Here is an 18,840-nt window from a genome sequence, read left to right as displayed (position 1 = left end):
CATGTCGCGGTTTCCCGGACAATTTTGGTGCTTCTTCGACGTTAAACTTCATCATGACACGGAAACTGCCGTGAAAAAAGTGGTAATTTTTTTCCATAACCAGAAACGTCCTTCGTGTTTATGCACTCTTTCAAAAGCGAAATTCAAACAAAAAAAAGGTTCCCCACTTCACAGGGAAACCTTGCTTCTTTTTATCTTTACCCTTTTGGATGCCGCTATTTGAAGCTGTACCTTACGCCGCTTTCGCTTCCTGAACCTGAATCGTATATTCCGGATTGGCCGTTGTCAACAGCTGGCTGATCACCTCGCCTGCTTTTTTTCGCGCTTCCTCAAGCAGACCGCCGTCAATCACCTTGTCTTCCATGACGATTTTCTGCTGCTTCGAGAATGCGGCGTAATCCGAAATACTGATCGGATTGAAGAGATTGTTGGATTCATCGTAGACCTCAATGCTCGCCTCGTCGACCTCATGGCTTAAAATCTGAGCCGGCGGCAGTGTGATCGTGATTGTCTTGTCCACAACTTCGATCTGAACGTCGTCCAGCCGCACCCCGGCTGTAATTTTACCGTCATACGCCAAAATAAAGCTGGCTTTGGTCAGCGGAATCGTCCAGCCGTTGAGATCAGCGTTTTTTTCAAATTTGCCCATATTCGTGTAATGATATTCCACCGTTGTCAGCTGACTGACGGAACGCAGCTGCTGAAACAAGGTGTCGCTGGTCACCGTCGTCTTGCCGGAATGACTGCGCTGCGCCAGCAGGACGCCGCCTAAGAAGCAAACTGCCCCCAGAATCAAAGCGACGATGGTGATGCTGATCATCTTGCGGATGATCGACTGATTTTGTTTTTTACTCATGAACCTGCCTCCAGCCCGGAATCGACAACCTGCGTCGAACTCTGTCGGTTTCTGTCGCTTTCATTATACCACGTCCGCTTTCCTCACGCTGACGCTTTTGCGTTTGACCAAAGAAAAAACGGGCGTTTCCTGAACCCGCGGCCCCGTTTTGCACAAGGGCGCGTCGTTTTCGGAAATTCCCGTTTTTGAGAAATCAGTTTAGTCGTTGAACAGATCGTAAACGGCGCTGACCGGATTCTTCAGCTGGATCGCTTCGATCGTCTTCGCCAGCATGTAGCCGACGGACAGCAGCGTGATCTTATCCGTGCCGTTCTTCTTTTCTTCGCTTAACGGAATCGTGTTGGTGATGACCATTTCCTTAATGTAGGAATTCTGAATCCGTTCGATCGCCGGTCCGCTTAACAAACCGTGCGTGCAGGCGAAGTAAATTTCCTTCGCGCCTTTTTCCTTCAGGATGTTGACGCCGGCAATCAGCGTGCCGCAGGTATCCGCCATATCGTCGACGATGATCGCGGTCTTGCCTTCAACCTCGCCGATCACGTTCATCGCTTCCGCGACATTCGGTTTCGGCCGACGCTTGTCAATAATTGCCATCGGCGCGTTCAGGCAGTCGGCCAGACGGCGCGCCCGAGTGGTTCCGCCATGGTCCGGCGAAACGACGACGACATTCTCCAGATTCTTGGAACGGAAATACTGGCCGATCATCGAAACGGCGCTCAGATCGTCGATTGGAATATTGAAGAAGCCCTGAATCTGGGTCGCATGCAGGTCAATCGTCACGACGCGGTTCGCCCCAGCAGTCTGAAGCAGATCCGCAACCAGCTTCGCGGTGATCGGCTGGCGCGCACGCGCTTTGCGGTCCTGGCGCGCATACCCGTAATACGGCATGATGACGGTGATTTCCCCTGAGCTGGCGCGCTTGCAGGCGTCGATCGCGATCAGCACTTCCATCAGACGGTCGGAAACCGGCGAACATGTCGACTGGACGATATAAACGGAACGGCCGCGAACTGTTTCCTCCGGCTCCACCATAATTTCTCCATCGGCAAAATGCTTAACAGAAATCTTTCCCATTGGTAAGCCCAGGTATTCTACGATTTCCTGAGCCAGTTCAACACTGCTGGACAGTGCGAAGACAATTGCATTCTCGATCATGTTTTCTCCTTTTATTTTTTCTCTTTGTTTTTGTAGATAAGACCATAACCCGGCTTGTTTTCCTGGCGTACGCGACCGATGGCCATATCCCCATCCGGCACATCCTGAGTCGCAGTCGATCCCGCAGCGACGACGGCATTTTCGCCGACCGTCACCGGCGCGATCAAATTGACGTTGCTGCCAATGAAGGCTCCGTCCTTGACAACTGTGTGGAACTTGTTTTTCCCGTCGTAGTTGACGGTGATGACGCCGCAGCCAATGTTGACTTTCGATCCGATCTCGCTGTCGCCCAGATACGTCAGATGCGCACAGCGGCTGTCGAAGCCGAACTTGGTGTTTTTGAATTCGACGAAATTGCCAATCCGGTTCTTACTGTCAACCTCGCAGTTCATCCGCAGATGAGCGTAAGGACCAATTTTAACTTCGTCATGAACGATGCTGTCGGTAATGCGCGAGCTGTCGACCGTGCAGTTCTTTCCGATCACGGCGTTAACCAGAAACGACTGCGGAAGGATTGTCGTCCCGTCGTTGATCACAGTGTTGCCTTCCAGATAGACGTTCGGATACAATGTGACGTCTTTGCCCAAGACGACGTCCGGTCCGATATACGTGCTGTCCGGATTGATCAGCGTGACGCCTTCCTCCATCCAATGCTCGTTGATCCGCTTCTGCATCCAGCGGGTTGCCTGCGCCAGCTCTTTTTTGTCATTGACGCCGCTGGCTTCAAAGCTGTCTTCCACAATCTTGGCCTTCACGCCTAACCCATGGCGGTTGAAAATTTCAACTAAATCCGTAATGTAATACTCCTGCTGCGCGTTGTCATTACGGATTTCTTTGAGATGCTCAAACAAAGCCTGATTGTCGAAGCAATAGATGCCGGTGTTGATTTCCGTGATTTTCCGCTGTTCCTCTGTGCAGTCTTTGAATTCCACGATCTTCTCAATCATGCCTTCAGCGTTGCGGATAATCCGGCCGTACTGTTTCGGATCGTCCAGCACTGCCGTTAACACGACCATGCCGCACTGATCCAGGGCGTCCAGCATCCCCTGATAGGTTGCGCTTTGAATGCAGGGACAATCCCCATTGACGACTAAGGTTTTTCCTTCTGCCTGGCTTAGAATCGGCGCCGCCTGCATGACCGCGTGGCCGGTTCCCAACTGAGGGGATTGAAGCACAAACTCACACTGCCCGCTCATTGCAGCTTCCACCTGTTCGTGGCCAAAACCAACAACGGTTACAATCTTATCGACCTGAATTTTTTTCAGATTGTCAAGGATATGCCCCAGCATCGGTTTCTGGCAGACCGGGTGCATCACCTTCGGCAGCTCAGAGTGCATGCGTGTACCCTTGCCCGCCGCCATAATAATTGCAGATTTCATTATCCATCGTCCTCCATAGTCTATTTTACTCAAACTCGCCCTTTAAAAAAAGCCTAAAGTGATGTTTTTTCCCTGGATTTCCTGTTTTTTACAGTTATTCCCAGCCTGTTTCCTTAATTCCAGTCTCCGGTTTCTGAATGAAGGGGCTTACATTGTGCTTTAGAGATCTTTCCTGGCTGAAAGGATACCTGAAAATCGTTCAGGTAAATCGATCTGATACGAAAAAGAACGCAGCGAAATCCTGCATCCTTTTTGTCTGTTTTATGATAGCCATTGGATCTATCCCGGCCTTAATAATGCGCAAGATCAATACCCTGCTTCGAAATGAAGGACTGGACTTCCGATGAGCAGAGAACATCCAGTTCCTGCAGCCGCTGCCAGTTGTACGAGCTTTCACGGTATAACTTCAGATCGCAGAAACCGGGATGTGTCATGATCTCGATATCTTCATTCAAATGCTCAGACAAGATCTGGATTAGAGTTTCGCGTGTTGCGGATGGTCCAAAAAATCCCGTAACGAATCGATAGGCGCTTCCCCGGCGGACAGGCAATTCATATTCCTGTGCCAGTTTCTGCGTGATCCGCAGCATCGCCTCGTTCATATCATGCACGCTGTGATGAGAATCCAGATGCGTGGGTTGGGTATTGAAGACGTCGATAAACCGATCGATCTGCGCTTTCCACTCCGTGTAGACTTCATGTTCATCCAGGGGCTGGGACACAATATCCGCCCGCGAAAGAAATCTGCCCTCGGCATCGGTAAAACTCGCTCCACCTGTCAAACTGGTCCCCAAGGTTAGTGTCAAATGCACGCCAAGTCTCAATTTAGGACAAGTCCTCGCAAGCTCCCGCGTCGTCTCGAGATCCGGCATATTGCACAGAACAGTCGTTGAGCGGATAATCCCCTGACGAACGCCTTCAACAATCCCCGCGCTGACAGCCGGCGTATAGCCGAAATCATCAGCGTTTATAACTAATTTCATTTTGCCGCCTATTCCATCTTTTGATAGACCGCAACGAATTCCTCAGCCAGGATTCCAAACGCTTCCGCACTCATCAGCTGGTCTTCCGCATGCATCAATAACAACGTGAACGGAATCGGCTCGCCGTTCGCTTCCTGCTGGATCAAAGAAGCATGGGCATGATGACCCTCGATAAAAATTTCCTGACCCTGTTTAATCAAGGCTTCCGCTTCTTCAAAACGCCCGGCTTTCGCCGCATGAATCGCTTCTATATAGGAAGACCGGGCGGTACCAACCGCGCTGATAATCTGGAAACTAATCAGTTCTAAGCCTTCCATTAGTCTTTTAATACCTCTTTTACCCGTTTGATGACCGCTTTGCCATCCATCATGCCGTAAGCGCGCATTTCAATTGCTTCCACCGGACAGCTGACCTGCTGACGGACTTTTTCGACATTAAACCGCACCTGCGGACCCAGTAAAACAATATCCGCGTCCTCGCCGCGAACCTTAGCCTCCGCCACCGGATAAGCTGCGATATCACATGCATAATTTTCTGCTTCAGCGGCAGCTTGCATTTTCTTAACTAGCGCGCTTGTGCTCATCCCAGCCGCGCATAACAAAACAATTTTTCGCATTATTTTCTCCTTTCACCCTAATCTAAATCTTCGCCTTGTGTGGCAATGACTTTTTTGTACCAGTCAAAACTATCTTTTTTTATCCGTTTCAGCGTACCCTGCCCCTCGTTATCCTTGTCTACATAAATGAATCCGTATCGTTTTTCCATTTCGCCGGTCGATGCGCTGACCAGGTCAATACATCCCCACGGTGTGTAGCCGATCAAATCGACGCCGTCCTCCAGTGCCTGCTGCATCTGCTGAATATGCTCGCGCAGATAAGCGATGCGGTAAGGATCATGAATTTTTCCATCTTCGCTGATCTTATCCACCGCGCCCAGCCCGTTTTCTACGATCATCAGCGGAATATGATATCGTCCGTAAATTTCGTTCAGATACCACCGCAGACCTTTCGGATCGATCTGCCAGCCCCAGTCGGAAGTCTGAAGATAAGGATTCCGAACACCGCTCATCATATTCCCGGCGCTTTGCGCATGTTCCGAATCGCTCGAAGCACAGCTGCTCATGTAATAGCTGAAGCTGTAAAAATCCACATGTCCTTGCTTGAGCAGCGCGGCATCTTCTTTTTCCTGATGAATTTCGATTCCGTTTTCTTGAAAGAATCGACGGGCAAAATGCGGATATTCGCCACGAACCTGAACATCACCGCAGAAATAATTACTCATTTGCATCCGTTTCTGCGCCGCTAACAGATCCTCCGGCTGACAGGTCAGTGGATAACAGGCATTGCCGGCGATCATACAGCCGATCTGGTTGTCGGGATTGATCTCATGCGCTAAAATCACAGCCTTCGCACTGGCGACAAACTGATGATGCAGCGCCTGAAAGCGAGCGGAGCGGACTACTTTGGATTCCTCCCCGGCGCCAAACATTAAGCTGTCCGCTTCCGGCAGAATTCCGCCGCCCATATATCCGCCAAAGCTGCTGGCTAAGATATTGATCTCGTTGAAGGTCAGCCAGTAACTAACCAGATCGCGATATTCTGTAAACACGGTACGGCAATAATTCAGAAAGAAATCAATACACTGTCGGTTTGTCCAGCCGCCATATCGCTCCGCCAGTGCAAACGGCATCTCATAATGACTCAGCGTGACCAGCGGTTCAATTCCATGTTTATGACATTCCTCAAATACACGTCGGTAAAATTCCAGTCCTTCCGGATTCGGAGTACTTTCATCCCCTTGAGGATAAATCCGGGTCCAGTTAATCGACATCCGGTAGACCTTGAATCCCATTTCGGCAAACAGAGCGATATCTTCCTTGTAATGATGATAGAAATCAATGGCTTCATGGGATGGGTAATGAACCCCCGGTTCTATGTTGCGGGTAACTCTGCGTGGCGATTGCCGATTGCCGGAAGTCATATGATCGGCACAGCTTTCGCCCTTGCCCCCAACATTCCATGCCCCCTCGCATTGGTTTGCGGCGGTGGCCCCACCCCATAAAAAGTTCTTTGGAAAACTCATCTTATCTCTTATCCTTTCTGTTCGGTACATAATCCGCAGTGCTCATCATAAATATCAAAGCCTTTCGCTCGAATTCAAGGATCACTTTTGAATACTTCGGATCATGAATCACATTATTCAATTCCATCGGATCTTTTTGTAAATCATAAAGTTCATCCTCTTCATACAATCGTTTTACATATTTATAGTGTTGATTTCTCAACATCAGTGCTTTGGTGTGTTCAGGTCCTTCACTGGCTTGAGTGGAGAGCCGCGGCCAATACTGCGATTGTGGGCCATGTCCCTTTTCCATACATTGTTCTTCACCATGGATCCGCCCGCCTTCGCAATGAACTTCGCTGCGGTGCGTATCACATCCCCGCAATACCGGAACCAATGATTTGCCAAATTGCGTATAATTCAAATCAATGCCCGTTAACTCCGCCACGGTCGCAGTCAGATCTGTCAACTCCGCCAAAGCCGGCGTAATCCGCGGCTTGCTTTCCAGGCTTTGCGCGGGACGGATGATCAGCGGCACATGGCATACCGGATCATCAAAACAATTCTGCACTTTTTCCGCAATGCCATAATCCCCGGTGTAGTCACCATGATCACTGAATACAAAGATATTTGTCTGCGCATCTAAACCAGTTTCGGTCAGCTTGGCTTTCAACTTGCCGAACAGTGCGTCAAACTTAGCGGTCATATCCAGATAGGTTGCCCGCAGTTCATTCCAGCGTTCCTCATCCCACTGCCCAAGCTGCTGCTTCTCATGAATTCCCTGAAGCATGCTTGGTTTTCCGTGTGTTTTTGATAAATCCGGCCGTCTTGGACTTAACGCTCTGCGATCCGTTAGCCCATAGAAAGGACGGGCGCAGCCATATGGCGGATGTGGAAAGCCCAGACTGACATACAGGAAAAATGGTTTCCTGTTATCCTCTGTACGCTTCCGTTCCAGATATTTTAAGGCATACGCAACAATCAGATCATCCATTGATTCCATACCCGGTTTCCCGGTGACATCCCCCATATAAAACGAATAATAACCATCAGTTGAAAAATCCGCGCTTTTTTTATTTGATTCTTGTGTTTTCATATGCTTGGCATATTGACGCAAGATCTCCGGGTCCATCCCGGAAAAGTATTCATCGCAATACACTGTTTTGTCGCGGTCGGAGGGAATCACATCATTGCGGCCGCACCAGATCACCTCATAGCCATTTTCTTTCATGATCCGCAGCAGGTTCGGTTCGTCTTCATTCTGTAAAAAATGCATCGTCCGATGACCCAGCGTATGCGGATACAAGCCGCTTAAAAAACTGCAGCGAGACGGAACACAAACTGGATTCTGGCAGAAAGCGTTGGAAAATGAAACGCCTTCCTGAGCCAAGGCATCCAAATGGGGTGTGTGCGAAGCGGGATTGCCTAAGTGATGCAATGTGTCAGCACGCATCTGATCGGCCGCGAAATAAACAATATTCTGTTCCATAATTTCTCCTTTATCCCTCTGTTGGTTTGGTTATTCCAACTTTTTTATTCCGCTGCTTCTGATTCTTTTTCCTGAGCCAGCGCCCGTTTATCAGCAACCAGGAAGAACGGGTAGTATAATGCCATATTGATCACAATCAGGACTAAACCCCAGACAAAGCCTGTCCAGTGAGCGTTCAGCAAAGCCATGCCGATCGGGCTAGGAATAAACATATTGCTCGATGCACCAGTAGGCCAGGCAACCAGTCCGATCGTCATGACCAGGCGGGTCAGCAACACGCTGATGACCGGGGATAAAATGAAGGGAATGCCCAGAATGACATTCATAATCATCGGTGTTCCGAACATCATCGGTTCAGTAATATTAAATAACGAGGTTGGCAAGGCAATTTTAGCCAGAGCTTTGAATTGCTTCGACTTGGCGATGAACATCAGTAAGTTCAAGGCTAACAAGCCGATCCCAGCACAGACAGCACTGCCATAGGCCCATTCTGGATAGGGAGCCGGCAAACCCGCCGCAAAGGCTGACTGATTGGCCGCCGTGGCTGCAGCCATAATCGGATACATCGCGCTGTTGACAAGCATGCCGCCGTGAATACCGAACAGCCAGAATATTTTAATCATCACCATGTAGATCAGCAAGCCGCCAAAGCCGCCGCCCACCTTCATTAATGGTGCCTGCAAAATCCCGTAGATCAACGCTTGTGCTGTTCCAAAGGAAGTCAACGACATCCCATATCGTATCGCTAAAAAAACAATAAAGGTTGCGCCGCCCGGAAGCATGTTCTCAAACATAGAAGCAACATTTGACGGAACGGAATCAGGCATTTTTATTTTCCAGCCGCGGTCTAAAAAGAAAACGTATAACCGTGCTGACAGTAAGCCAACAATAATCGCCAGGAAAATGCCTTGGGAACCGACCGCACTCAATGAAATCGCATTCTGAACCGTAGTTACCAGTCGTTCCCCGGTAGCAGGGTCAACCGCTGTGCTCGAGGCTGTGAGCGGTGTAAGAATCATAAACGAGCCGAAAGCAATGATTCCTGCCGCAAAGCCATCGCGGTTAAAGCTTTTTGCCAGGCAATAGGCCATCGCAAACACTACGTAAATCGCCATCAGATCGGATGTAATGGATACCGGAATAGAAAGTAATGTTCCTAATCCGCTGGTTGCCAGAAAAGTCTGCCAGGCGCCGATCGGGATCGATTTAATTAAATTGAAAAGCGATCCGGCGATTGAAACTGCCGCGATGCTCATAAAGCCATCCATCAGCACCTTCATGTATCTTTTCTGAGTGAAGCCGACAATTTTTTCTAAAAATTTGTCCATGTGAGGTTCCCCTTTCTTTCTGGCTTCACTTTATCGCATTTCCGCGGTGCTTTCATTATCATTACAAGCTCATTTTTGAAGGCCTTATTGCTAAAGAAAGAGACTAAGTACCATTCTCAAGATAAAAAACAGACAAATAACAAGGCTGATATATAACGTATCAGTCAAGCTAAAAGGAATATAACGAGAATCGAGGTCTATCGGAATTAACCGGCGCATGCCTTGATCCAGAATCATTGCCAGGCAGCAGATCGCAAATAAAAACGGACACATTCTTAAACTCAAAGCCTCGATGGGAATCCAGGCCAGATTATTGCGGAAAAGCAGGGTTACAGTTTCATTTCCCGCATCATTTACTGGTAGAAGCATAAAACAGCTGACGACACATAAGACAACACAAGCCATTGGCTGCCGATTTAATTTTAAGGCGTAATGATAGCCAATCGAAAAAATAAGATAAAACCCGATCATTTTCATCAGTGCCAGATTTAACCATTCGATCGGTTTCCAATCCATAACCGTTTTTAGTCCCCAGACAATTCCAGCTAAAACCAATATAAGGACCATATCTTTCAAACTCGATTTTATAATATCCATGAAAATCACAGGTGTGAACTTAACTTTAGGTGTTGCCTCACTGCGTCTTATTTTGCAAGATCCGCGATGGTACTTCATTATTTTTTCTATCACCCCAGAAATATTTTCTTGTGTCAGGGCTTCTTCATCCACATGCTCAATCGGAATTGCCAGATTATCCGCAATCGCACGGATCTGCGGATAAAAAACCTGTGCCTGTGGCGCAACTAAAATCAAATCACATTGTTTTGCCTTATCTTCCAGATTAAAAATACCTGTCGCTTCTATATGGTCTTTATAACCTTGTAATAAAAGCTGTTGCTGAAGGCGTTTTGCGAGGACATTGGTCGTAATGCCGCCGACACAAACCAACAGGACATTTATTGCAGAAATCGATTCAGACATGCCAACGCCTCCTCTTTACTAAGACAGGCTAAAAGTTCCCGGACAGATCCAGGATCGCTGACAAGCTGCGCGATTCCATCGTTGAGATGCTGGGATTGAGATGTTTCTTGTTTCGGAAGAATCATCAAAAGAATCATTCTGACACGTGTTTTTTTCCACAGAATCGATTTTTTCAGTGTCATCAGTGCCAGGCATGGATTTTTTGCATCATAGTCAAAGGGATGCGGCAGGGCCGTTTCCAAACCGATTTCCGTCGCGCTCAGCGCTTCCCGCTTCATGACCTGTTCCAGCGGATTGACAGCCAGGTTGGCCTCGGCGGCAGCGGCATTGCATAAAAAAGTTAAAGCTTCTTCTTTATCTTTCATTTCCATATTTAAGAATATCAAAGACACCTGGATTGGCACATAAGCAGTTTCGGCGGACTCGGCTGTGATATAGGGACTCACTTTTCTCAAACTGGTTTCATCCATAGTCAGATCAACATACACAATCGGGATGGACAATGATTCATTAATGGGAACCGTACTGAGAATACAGGAAAAGACCTCCGGATCTAAGGTTTTCAAATCAAAGAGTGATACCAATGTCATATTCTCTTCCTGGTATTGATAACGCTGCATCATTTTATACTGAATCAAACGGGCAGTCCCTCTCCCGGAAGCGCAGACAATCGCTATTTTCCGGGACCGGACAAAATTTTTCTTTTTTTCAAGGGCTAACGCAAAATGCAGCGCAAGAAATCCAGCTTCATTTTCATCCATAGACAAATGATATTGATTTTCAAGAACTTCTGCGGCACATAACGCAAGCTCATAGCCAGGACTCATGTCCCGCTTGATCTGACTCAACAGCGGATTGCTTTGCGGCAGATTATAGCGCAGTCTTGTCATCATCGGCTGAAAATGCAATGCTAAGACCGTTTTGAGATCCGCATCCTCCCGGAAATCAATCTGTTTTACCTGCCAAATCCGCTTGATTACCTCTTCAACACACTCCCAGACTTCCTGAGAAATATTCTGATCATTTTCAATAATCCGTTTACCGAGCAAATGCATCATGATATACTGAGTTTCATTCATCTCTACATGGATTGAAAATTCTTCTTCAAAACAGGCAACGATTTCCTGGGCCGCTTGCCATTCTCGCTCCATCCCTTCGGTTTGTTCCAAAAGCAGGGGCTGCGGGACTTGATTTCCGCCTACGATCCGGCGCAGGGCAATAACGCAGTGGTAACTCAAATTATAAAAATTGATGTCGTTGAGATGAAGCTGATATTTTTTCATAACCTGCCATAGAATTCGCTGCACTTGTTCAACAATCACGTCATCCTTCGGTTTATTGACTTTTTTCGCATAGTGATGAGCGAAGCACAAGCGTTTTGCGACTTCGTTCCCGATTAACATAATCCCGTATTTAGGACGGCTTACAACCTGCAGACCATATTCCTGCGCTGTTAATTTAATCTGTTTCATCAACCGGTCGATCGTCGCGCGGCTGACATACAGTTGCGCTGCGAGGTCTTCGATTCGCACATAATCTTTTTTCTGAATCAGCGTTGTCAGAATCGCATCTATTCGCATTTGATTTTCATCAGCCATTTCAGGTTCGATCAGATTCAGCTGGGTGAATAAGTCCAGCCGGTCTACGATCAGCTGAACTTTTCCTAATCGGCAAATCCAATGAAAACCATAATCCCGCTGCTCGGCTTCATGGGAATGAATCAACCGCTGAATTTCCTGCGGACTGATATTTAATTCTTTTGCCAGCTTCCGGATATTCACAGCCTGTTCCGTTCTGCTCATCCGATGAATCATTTCTATCCATAATTTCTCTGAATCCATCCTCAATCCACCCCTTTTGTTTCATTTTAGCATACTTTTTCTCGGCAGCAGAGGACAAAAAGAAAAGCAGATTTGAAAATCCGCATCACTCCTGTTTATTTCCTTTTCCAACTTCTGTGATCAATCATACATAGTTCGGTAATAAACAATCATTCTTTTCTTTTGAATTTACCTGTCATAACGCTTGTATGGAAATTCTTCCTGCGGCCGCAGCTCCGTCTTACGGATAAACGCCGCTTTCTTCCGCATTGCCGCCGCTCCTTTTTCCAACAGCTCCAAATCCCGCGTCAGCGCGAACACCGTCGATCCGCTGCCCGACATCAGCGCCCCGTCGAAGCCCAGCGCCAACAGCTCCTGCTTGATCGTCGCGATCTGCGGCACCAGCTTAAACGCGCTCTGTTCCAGCGTGTTGCCCAGCGATTGAAGCACACCGTCATAGTCGTTGCCGATCAACGCTTCGCGCATCCTGCGGCAGTCAGGATGTTCGGCACAGCTGAAATCGAGCGTTTCAAAGGCCACCTTCGTGGACACGCCCTTATATGGTTTCACTAACAAGAGATAAAACGGCGTATGCACGCGGAAATGTTCCAGATTCTCGCCGATGCCCGTCACAAACGCCGGGCGGCTGCGCAGGCAGAACGGCACGTCCGCTCCAACCTTCTTGGCGATTTCCACCATCTTGTCATTATCCATTCCCAGCTGAAGCATCTTGTTCAGCGCCCGGATCGCCGCCGCACCATCCGTGCTGCCCCCGGCCATGCCGGCCTGCGTCGGAATGTGCTTCTGCAGCGTGATCTCAAAGTTCTCCTTGAAACCATATTCCTCACGAAGCAGCTCGATCGCTTTCACAATCGTATTCCGCCGGTCTAACGGAAGATAGGGCACATTGCTTTGTAAACGCAGCTCGTCGCTGAATTCAAAGTTCAGCGTATCGTAGAGATTCACTGGGGCCATGATCATTTCCAGTTCATGATACCCATCCTCTCGCCGGCGCACGACGTCCAGGCAGAGGTTAATTTTCGCGTAAGCTCTTTGTTTCATACGTCACCTCATACAGATCGAGAAATTGATCCAGCGTCATCGTTTCCGCCCGCAGCGAAGGTTGTAAGCCAGCTTCCTTCAACAGTCGGGCAGCTTCATCCTTATCCTGCAGATATTCGCGGAAGTTGTTGTAAAGCGTCTTGCGGCGCTGTTTGAAGCACCCTTTGACCAGCGCGAAGAACTGTGCTTCATCCCGTGCTGCACGCTGGGGCAGTTTGCGGGTAAACTGCACGACGGCCGAGTCCACCGCCGGGCGGGGATTGAAAATCGTCTTGGGAATCTTCATCACTGTCTGAACCTGATACTGATACTGCACGATCACGCTCAGTGCATTGTAATCCTTCGTCGAAACCGCGGCGGTGAAGCGGTCGGCGACTTCCTTCTGCATCATCACGGTGATCACCGGGATATCCGCCTTACTTTCAAAGATTTTAAATAAGATGGGAGTCGTAATATAATACGGTAAATTGGCGCAGACCAGAACCTGATCCGACTGCGTTTTCAGCTTCGCCACCGTCGCATTCAGGTCTGCTTCCAGAAAGTCCTGATGTTTGACCTCAACGTTCGGGTAATCGGAAAGCGTATCGGCCAGCACCTCGATCAGGCGGTCGTCGATCTCAAACGCCAGCACCTGTCCGGCCACTCTCGCTAACTGTTCCGTCAGAGCGCCGATCCCCGGACCAATCTCGATCACGGCGCTGCGCGCATCCGCCTGGGATAACCGCGCGATCTTTTCCACGATTCCCGGTTCGATAATAAAGTTCTGACCAAAATTCTTTTTTGCGTACAGGTCATATTTCGCTAAGATTTCATTCGTTCTGGCCATTGTAGCAATGGGCTTATTCACCGGCGTCCCTCCGTTCTTCCAACATCGCTTTTGTGATTTTCAGCATATTCAGACGCTTCCACAACGTCTTGGCATTGGCTTCACCGACATGCCATCGGTTTCCAACTTCCCTGCGCCGCAGAGCGCTGTCCGGCAGGCCGGTTAATCCCAGCTCTACAAACTCCGACCAGCTCAGCGTATTTTCCCCATCCGCTTCATAAGTCAGGCAATGCTCCAAAGCGGCCAGAATTTCCTGTTTCCCGGCATGTTCCACACCGACCTTCCGTTTTCCGCGCACGATTTCCCACGCCTTACCCGAGGGCAGAAAAGCATTCTTGCAGCCGGGAACCGCATTGTTGATGCGCTGGCGAATCTGATCGCCCGGGGTATCCGGATCGGTAAAGATGATCACGCCGCGGGTCGTTGCCCACTGGCGGATCTGTTCCAGCGTCGCTTCACTCAGACCGGTGCCGCTGGTTTCCAGCGTGTCCACATCCAGCCAGCGTTTTAAATTAGCCGTATCTTTTTTTCCTTCAACGACGATAATTTCCTTGATCTTCATATCTGTTCCTCATTCCGATCTTTATTTTATCATAGTCTGGGATAACCACCAAATCAAGAATCAAAAGTCATTCCGTTTTTCCCAGATGATAAAGAAATACCCGCTATTTATTTGATATTTCTCAGTTTTAAGTTCAAATTCTTGCGTCATCAAAAAAACCGCCTGAACTATCGGCGGTTTTAAAGTATGATTATTTATTAATCAAATGTCTACGGATGATTCTTCTTATATTGCGTTGGCGAAACACCAATTAATCGTGTAAAGACTTGGAAGAAATATTTATAATCATTAAACCCAACTTGCTCGGCAACCTCATAAATTTTATCTTTTCCTTCAAGAATCCGCAAACAAGCTTGAGCGATGCGATAATGAATGAGGTAGCGATGCAATGTCAGACCGGTTTCCTGACGGAATAACCGATTAAGATAATCAGCAGAGACACCCATGCGTTCTGCTACTTCCTCATCCCGCAGACGCGATGCAAAATGATCCTGAATCCATTGAGCAGCTCGACAAACATAATCTGAACACCCCTCTGGAATCGTCATCAGTTCAAGTACAGACTGAGGCAGCGAAGCTCCTGTTTCCGTCTGTTTTTTATGGATCCGATCTATCAGTTTGATCAGAACGCTCTCCAGTTCTTTCCTGTTGAATGGCTTTAAAAGATATTCTGCAACCTGTAACGAAATCGCCTCCTGCGCATAACTGAATTCTCCATATCCTGTTAAAATCACAGCTTCATATTGTTCTTGTTCTTTTGATAAACGCAACATTTCCAATCCATCCATCACCGGCATCTTTAAATCTGTAAAAACAATGTCAGGATGATACTGATAAATCTTTTCCAATCCCTCTTTTCCATTCCGTGCCTCGGCGCATATCTGACAACCTAAACGGGAAAAATCCAAAGATTGACGAAAACCCTGACGCAAAATAATTTCATCCTCTACGATTAAAATTTTAATCATCCTTTTTTCCTCCCACTGCACGCATGGTCATTGTTATCGTTGTTCCTTCATGCAGCCGACTGTCGACCTGTACTCCGCAGCCGTTTCCAAAATGCAGTCGAATTCGTTTGTGACTGTTCATAATTCCGATATGTCGGTAATCCTCATGCAGCGAATCAAGATTTTCACGAATTCGCATAAGCTGGGCAGCGTCCATGCCTTCGCCATTATCTTTAACGATGACTTGTAATTTTTCCGCTTTTTGTACGATCTGAATATCCAGATGAAATGGTCTATCCTGAACAAATCCATGGGACAAGCTGTTTTCAATCATGGGCTGGATCACCATCTTTGGAATCCTCAGATTCGAGTGGATTGGAGCTTGAATTGTATAAAGGAACGAATCGCCAAGACGGATTTTCTGCAGCTGCAGATAGTCCTCAATATAGGCAAGGTCCTGATCCAGATCAACCATAGAATCCTCGGAGGCATCAAGCGAGTAGCGTAGTAATTTCGATAATCTGACAATCATATCTTCCGCTTTATCCTGATCAAACATAATCATATATTTAATCGTATCAAGCGTATTGAAAATAAAGTGAGGATTAAATTGAGATTGCAGCTGTCTGATTTGTGCAATCCGCGTCTGCTTCTGCAATTCATCATTTTGATCAATCAACTGCTTAACCTCATCAAGAATGCGATTATACTGTTGAGCGATCGGACGCATTTCATTTTCCTCTACCGGCAGATATTCCAGTTTGCCACTTTGCGCGTAATTTTGCAAAGAAAGGAAGAGGTTATCAACACTCCTCAGACTCGTCCGCGCCGTCATCCGACTGATCTTATTGATGAATATCGCACATAACGCAAATACCAGTAAGTATACAATTAATTCCATCCGCATTAAAGCATAAACGGATTCCAGCGGTTTAAGGATGCAGAGCGATAACCCAAACAGAGGAAGCTCAATCTGTTGTTTAAGCATTGTCTGTCCCTGTATTTGCACCAACTTCCAGAAGAGTGGTTTTTCATCCAATCGCTGATAGGGGATGAATTTCTGATCTTCGCTGAGCAGGACACGCTTGCTTCGATTAATTAAGACAAAATCGGAACTGACACGACTTAAAATTGAACTCAGCTGCCTCTGTGTGAAGTGATAAAACAGATATCCCAAAGTTTGTTCATCATCCCTGATACTGCAAGCCAGTGTAAAAACAATCGGATCCGTCGTCATCATTCCGGAATTCGTTGTACTTCCAATAATCCCTGAATGTTCATCAATTTCATAGTGCAGGACGGGATTTCCCCGATTATCCGGGATCGGTGATTTGTGAGTCGCAAGCACTTGCCCATCCCGACTTTCCAGATCAAAATAGGCCTCAAGCGGAAGACGGTTACGCAGAGAATATAAAATCTGATATACTTCGATAGCATCTTTTCCTTCTTTTAAAAAAGATCGGATATGGGGTTCCTTGCGGATGTCTTCCATTCCCTGACGGTAAGCCTGAAAATTCTCTGTAAGTTGTTCTGAAGCCTGTCTGGCTTCGTCAGCTGTCTGATTTGTCATCAGAAAAATCAACAGAAAAGGAGTGAAAACCAACAGGCAGAATCCCGATATTGCCACCGGGATCAAAATGGATCTAACCAGCTTCTGTTGAATCACTTTATGATAAGGAAAGCAGATTTCTTCCATACAGCTCCTCCTTACTATGTTTTCATTATATCAAATCATTTACAGTTCAATCTCACGCTTACCGGTAATTTTAAACACCAGCAGTAAAACAACAATAGTGGAAGAAATCAAAATTGTAGAAAGCGCGCTGGCAACACCGTAATTACCACGAATAACTTCCGTATAAATCGCAATGGTCATCGTTTTTGTTCCGCCTACATATAACATAATTGATGCACTCAGCTCACTGATGATGGATACCCAGCTCATCAGCGCACCAGACATAACACCGGAGAACATCATGGGCAGCGTAACCTTGATAAAAGTTTCAAATCGGTTGGCACCTAAACTTTGCGAAGCTTCTTCAACATTCAAATTAATCTGATGAAGAATCGCACTGCTGGAACGGATTGTATAAGGCAGTCGCCGAATGACGTAGGCTGCGATAATAATCATTGCGGATCCGCTGAGTAAAAAAGGTTTTTTGTTAAAGGCCAGAAGCAAGGCAATGCCCATAACAGAACCCGGTATAATATACGGGAACATTGTAATTGTATCCAATACTTTTGTCAGTTTGCTTTTGCGGCGTACGGAAGTATAGGCAATCAGCACACCCATAATCACAATCAGAATGATCGCGGCTGTAGAGAATACATAAGTATTGCGGATCGCATTTCCCATCGACGAGAATGCTTTACGGTAACTGTTGAACGAATATCCTTCCACGAATAACATGCCGTTGGTATTCTGGAAAGAATTGACCAATACAACAAAGATCGGAAGGACTGCCAGAAAAGCACATAAGTAGGCAAACAAATGTGACAGGACATTCTTTATTCCACGAGCAGGGCGAGGCTCAATCGGACGCAGCGCCGACATCTCTATTGTCTTTCGGTTGGAAATATACTGTTGGAGCAGGAAAATGATTGTCGTAAAAATAACGATAATCACGCTGATTGCGGCCGCAAATGCTTTATCCCTTCCCATTTCGCCAACAAACGAATTATAGATTAAAACCGGCAGTGTACGATAACCTTCTCCAATCAGCATCGGTGTTCCGAAATCCGCCAGCACCCGCATAAACACAAGTAAGCCTGATGCCAGCATCGTCGGCAAAATCAGCGGAATAACAATCTGAAATATTTTCCGGATCCCAACACATCCCAGACTTTCAGCGGCTTCATTTAAGGAATTATCCATATTTTTTAAAGCCCCCGTTACATACAAATAAACCAGCGGAATCATTTTGATCGTAAATACCAGCAGGATTCCTGAAAAACCATAAATACCCGGCAGCGTCACATGAAAGAATTGATTGAATACCTTTGTTACAACTCCGGCCCGCCCCAGCAAGACGATCCAGGCATAGGCGCCAATGAAAGGAGGGGACAGGACAGAGATGATCATTGCGATATCCAGCGCGCCTTTAAATCGAATCTTGACCGTGCGTGTAATGTAAGCCAGTGCCGAACCAAAGATCACTGTTAACAGGGTTACGGTCGTTGTAACCTTGGCACTGTTGATTATTGTATTTGTATAGTAACTTTTTGAAAAAAACTTTTGGAATGCTGCCAATGAAAAAACACCCGTATCAAAGTCATAAATGCTGCCAATAAAAATACGGGAAATTGGATAAATGAAGAAAAACGCAAAATAGGCGAAGCAAAGTAATGTGATCAGCGTCCAGCCGTCAATTTTCCATTTCCGGGTGCGCAT

17 protein-coding genes are annotated in these 18,840 nt (G+C 47.1%); all 17 read right to left on the bottom strand.

Annotated elements, in window-relative coordinates; all coding sequences use genetic code 11:
• Positions 1-232 precede the first annotated feature (232 nt).
• Positions 233-856: a DUF4230 domain-containing protein gene (locus I2D94_RS02875; RefSeq protein ID WP_195395548.1), complete on the bottom strand. Its 624-nt coding sequence runs from the start codon at positions 854-856 to the stop codon at positions 233-235.
• Between the two features lie 198 nt (positions 857-1,054).
• Positions 1,055-2,011, bottom strand: coding sequence for a ribose-phosphate pyrophosphokinase (locus tag I2D94_RS02870; RefSeq protein ID WP_006058059.1), 957 nt, complete (start codon positions 2,009-2,011; stop codon positions 1,055-1,057).
• Between the two features lie 11 nt (positions 2,012-2,022).
• On the bottom strand, positions 2,023-3,390 hold the full coding sequence (gene glmU / locus I2D94_RS02865; protein ID WP_195395547.1) for a bifunctional UDP-N-acetylglucosamine diphosphorylase/glucosamine-1-phosphate N-acetyltransferase GlmU: 1,368 nt from the start codon (positions 3,388-3,390) through the stop codon (positions 2,023-2,025).
• A 290-nt stretch (positions 3,391-3,680) separates the two neighbouring features.
• Positions 3,681-4,373 carry a ChbG/HpnK family deacetylase gene (locus I2D94_RS02860; RefSeq protein ID WP_195395546.1) on the bottom strand — a complete coding sequence of 231 codons (693 nt, stop codon included), beginning with the start codon at positions 4,371-4,373 and terminating at the stop codon, positions 3,681-3,683.
• 8 nt (positions 4,374-4,381) lie between these two features.
• Positions 4,382-4,690 carry a PTS lactose/cellobiose transporter subunit IIA gene (locus I2D94_RS02855; protein ID WP_195395545.1) on the bottom strand — a complete coding sequence of 103 codons (309 nt, stop codon included), beginning with the start codon at positions 4,688-4,690 and terminating at the stop codon, positions 4,382-4,384.
• Positions 4,690-4,989: a PTS sugar transporter subunit IIB gene (locus I2D94_RS02850; protein WP_195395544.1), complete on the bottom strand. Its 300-nt coding sequence runs from the start codon at positions 4,987-4,989 to the stop codon at positions 4,690-4,692. The genes I2D94_RS02855 and I2D94_RS02850 overlap by 1 nt, the downstream gene beginning before the upstream one ends.
• Positions 4,990-5,006: 17 nt before the next feature.
• A complete protein-coding gene (locus I2D94_RS02845; protein ID WP_195395543.1) occupies positions 5,007-6,455 on the bottom strand; it encodes a glycoside hydrolase family 1 protein in 1,449 nt (482 codons plus the stop codon).
• A 1-nt stretch (position 6,456) separates the two neighbouring features.
• Positions 6,457-7,923, bottom strand: coding sequence for a sulfatase-like hydrolase/transferase (locus I2D94_RS02840; protein WP_195395542.1), 1,467 nt, complete (start codon positions 7,921-7,923; stop codon positions 6,457-6,459).
• Positions 7,924-7,967: 44 nt separating this feature from the next.
• A complete protein-coding gene (locus I2D94_RS02835) occupies positions 7,968-9,251 on the bottom strand; it encodes a PTS sugar transporter subunit IIC (RefSeq protein ID WP_195395541.1) in 1,284 nt (427 codons plus the stop codon).
• Between the two features lie 90 nt (positions 9,252-9,341).
• Positions 9,342-10,232, bottom strand: a complete 891-nt coding sequence (locus tag I2D94_RS02830) for a PTS sugar transporter subunit IIB (protein ID WP_195395540.1) — start codon at positions 10,230-10,232, stop codon at positions 9,342-9,344.
• Entirely contained in the window at positions 10,208-12,073 is a 1,866-nt protein-coding gene (locus I2D94_RS02825; RefSeq protein ID WP_195395539.1) for a transcription antiterminator, read from the bottom strand. The genes I2D94_RS02830 and I2D94_RS02825 overlap by 25 nt, the downstream gene beginning before the upstream one ends.
• Before the next feature lie 168 nt (positions 12,074-12,241).
• A complete protein-coding gene (locus I2D94_RS02820) occupies positions 12,242-13,114 on the bottom strand; it encodes a 4-(cytidine 5'-diphospho)-2-C-methyl-D-erythritol kinase (protein WP_195395538.1) in 873 nt (290 codons plus the stop codon).
• Entirely contained in the window at positions 13,086-13,961 is an 876-nt protein-coding gene (rsmA, locus tag I2D94_RS02815; RefSeq protein WP_072685106.1) for a 16S rRNA (adenine(1518)-N(6)/adenine(1519)-N(6))-dimethyltransferase RsmA, read from the bottom strand. Before rsmA ends, I2D94_RS02820 begins: the two co-directional genes overlap by 29 nt.
• A complete protein-coding gene (gene rnmV / locus I2D94_RS02810) occupies positions 13,954-14,502 on the bottom strand; it encodes a ribonuclease M5 (RefSeq protein ID WP_072685107.1) in 549 nt (182 codons plus the stop codon). The genes rsmA and rnmV overlap by 8 nt, the downstream gene beginning before the upstream one ends.
• Positions 14,503-14,711: 209 nt before the next feature.
• The gene (locus I2D94_RS02805) at positions 14,712-15,470 is read right to left on the bottom strand and encodes a response regulator (RefSeq protein ID WP_072685108.1); all 759 of its coding nucleotides are present in this window, start codon (positions 15,468-15,470) and stop codon (positions 14,712-14,714) included.
• Positions 15,463-17,145, bottom strand: a complete 1,683-nt coding sequence (locus I2D94_RS02800; RefSeq protein ID WP_072685109.1) for a sensor histidine kinase — start codon at positions 17,143-17,145, stop codon at positions 15,463-15,465. Before I2D94_RS02800 ends, I2D94_RS02805 begins: the two co-directional genes overlap by 8 nt.
• A gap of 39 nt (positions 17,146-17,184) precedes the next feature.
• Positions 17,185-18,840 (bottom strand): iron ABC transporter permease, encoded by a 1,656-nt coding sequence (locus I2D94_RS02795; protein ID WP_072685110.1) that lies wholly within the window; start codon positions 18,838-18,840, stop codon positions 17,185-17,187.

The organism is Holdemania sp. 1001302B_160321_E10, from assembly GCF_015552275.1.
In the GTDB taxonomy this organism is placed as follows: Bacteria; Bacillota_I; Bacilli_A; order Erysipelotrichales; family Erysipelotrichaceae; genus Holdemania.
This window is presented reverse-complemented; position numbering and strand designations above follow the sequence as displayed.

What these genes read in the sequence shown, in the direction of transcription:
- I2D94_RS02850 (WP_195395544.1), bottom strand. Translation starts at nt 4,989, where the DNA reads ATGCGAAAAATTGTTTTGTTATGCGCGGCTGGGATGAGCACAAGCGCG.
- I2D94_RS02800 (WP_072685109.1), bottom strand. Translation starts at nt 17,145, where the DNA reads ATGGAAGAAATCTGCTTTCCTTATCATAAAGTGATTCAACAGAAGCTG.
- I2D94_RS02855 (WP_195395545.1), bottom strand. Translation starts at nt 4,690, where the DNA reads ATGGAAGGCTTAGAACTGATTAGTTTCCAGATTATCAGCGCGGTTGGT.
- I2D94_RS02840 (WP_195395542.1), bottom strand. Translation starts at nt 7,923, where the DNA reads ATGGAACAGAATATTGTTTATTTCGCGGCCGATCAGATGCGTGCTGAC.
- I2D94_RS02805 (WP_072685108.1), bottom strand. Translation starts at nt 15,470, where the DNA reads ATGATTAAAATTTTAATCGTAGAGGATGAAATTATTTTGCGTCAGGGT.
- glmU (WP_195395547.1), bottom strand. Translation starts at nt 3,390, where the DNA reads ATGAAATCTGCAATTATTATGGCGGCGGGCAAGGGTACACGCATGCAC.
- I2D94_RS02845 (WP_195395543.1), bottom strand. Translation starts at nt 6,455, where the DNA reads ATGAGTTTTCCAAAGAACTTTTTATGGGGTGGGGCCACCGCCGCAAAC.
- I2D94_RS02875 (WP_195395548.1), bottom strand. Translation starts at nt 856, where the DNA reads ATGAGTAAAAAACAAAATCAGTCGATCATCCGCAAGATGATCAGCATC.
- I2D94_RS02835 (WP_195395541.1), bottom strand. Translation starts at nt 9,251, where the DNA reads ATGGACAAATTTTTAGAAAAAATTGTCGGCTTCACTCAGAAAAGATAC.
- I2D94_RS02825 (WP_195395539.1), bottom strand. Translation starts at nt 12,073, where the DNA reads ATGGATTCAGAGAAATTATGGATAGAAATGATTCATCGGATGAGCAGA.
- I2D94_RS02860 (WP_195395546.1), bottom strand. Translation starts at nt 4,373, where the DNA reads ATGAAATTAGTTATAAACGCTGATGATTTCGGCTATACGCCGGCTGTC.
- rnmV (WP_072685107.1), bottom strand. Translation starts at nt 14,502, where the DNA reads ATGAAGATCAAGGAAATTATCGTCGTTGAAGGAAAAAAAGATACGGCT.
- I2D94_RS02795 (WP_072685110.1), bottom strand. Translation starts at nt 18,840, where the DNA reads ATGCGCACCCGGAAATGGAAAATTGACGGCTGGACGCTGATCACATTA.
- I2D94_RS02820 (WP_195395538.1), bottom strand. Translation starts at nt 13,114, where the DNA reads ATGAAACAAAGAGCTTACGCGAAAATTAACCTCTGCCTGGACGTCGTG.
- I2D94_RS02830 (WP_195395540.1), bottom strand. Translation starts at nt 10,232, where the DNA reads ATGTCTGAATCGATTTCTGCAATAAATGTCCTGTTGGTTTGTGTCGGC.
- I2D94_RS02870 (WP_006058059.1), bottom strand. Translation starts at nt 2,011, where the DNA reads ATGATCGAGAATGCAATTGTCTTCGCACTGTCCAGCAGTGTTGAACTG.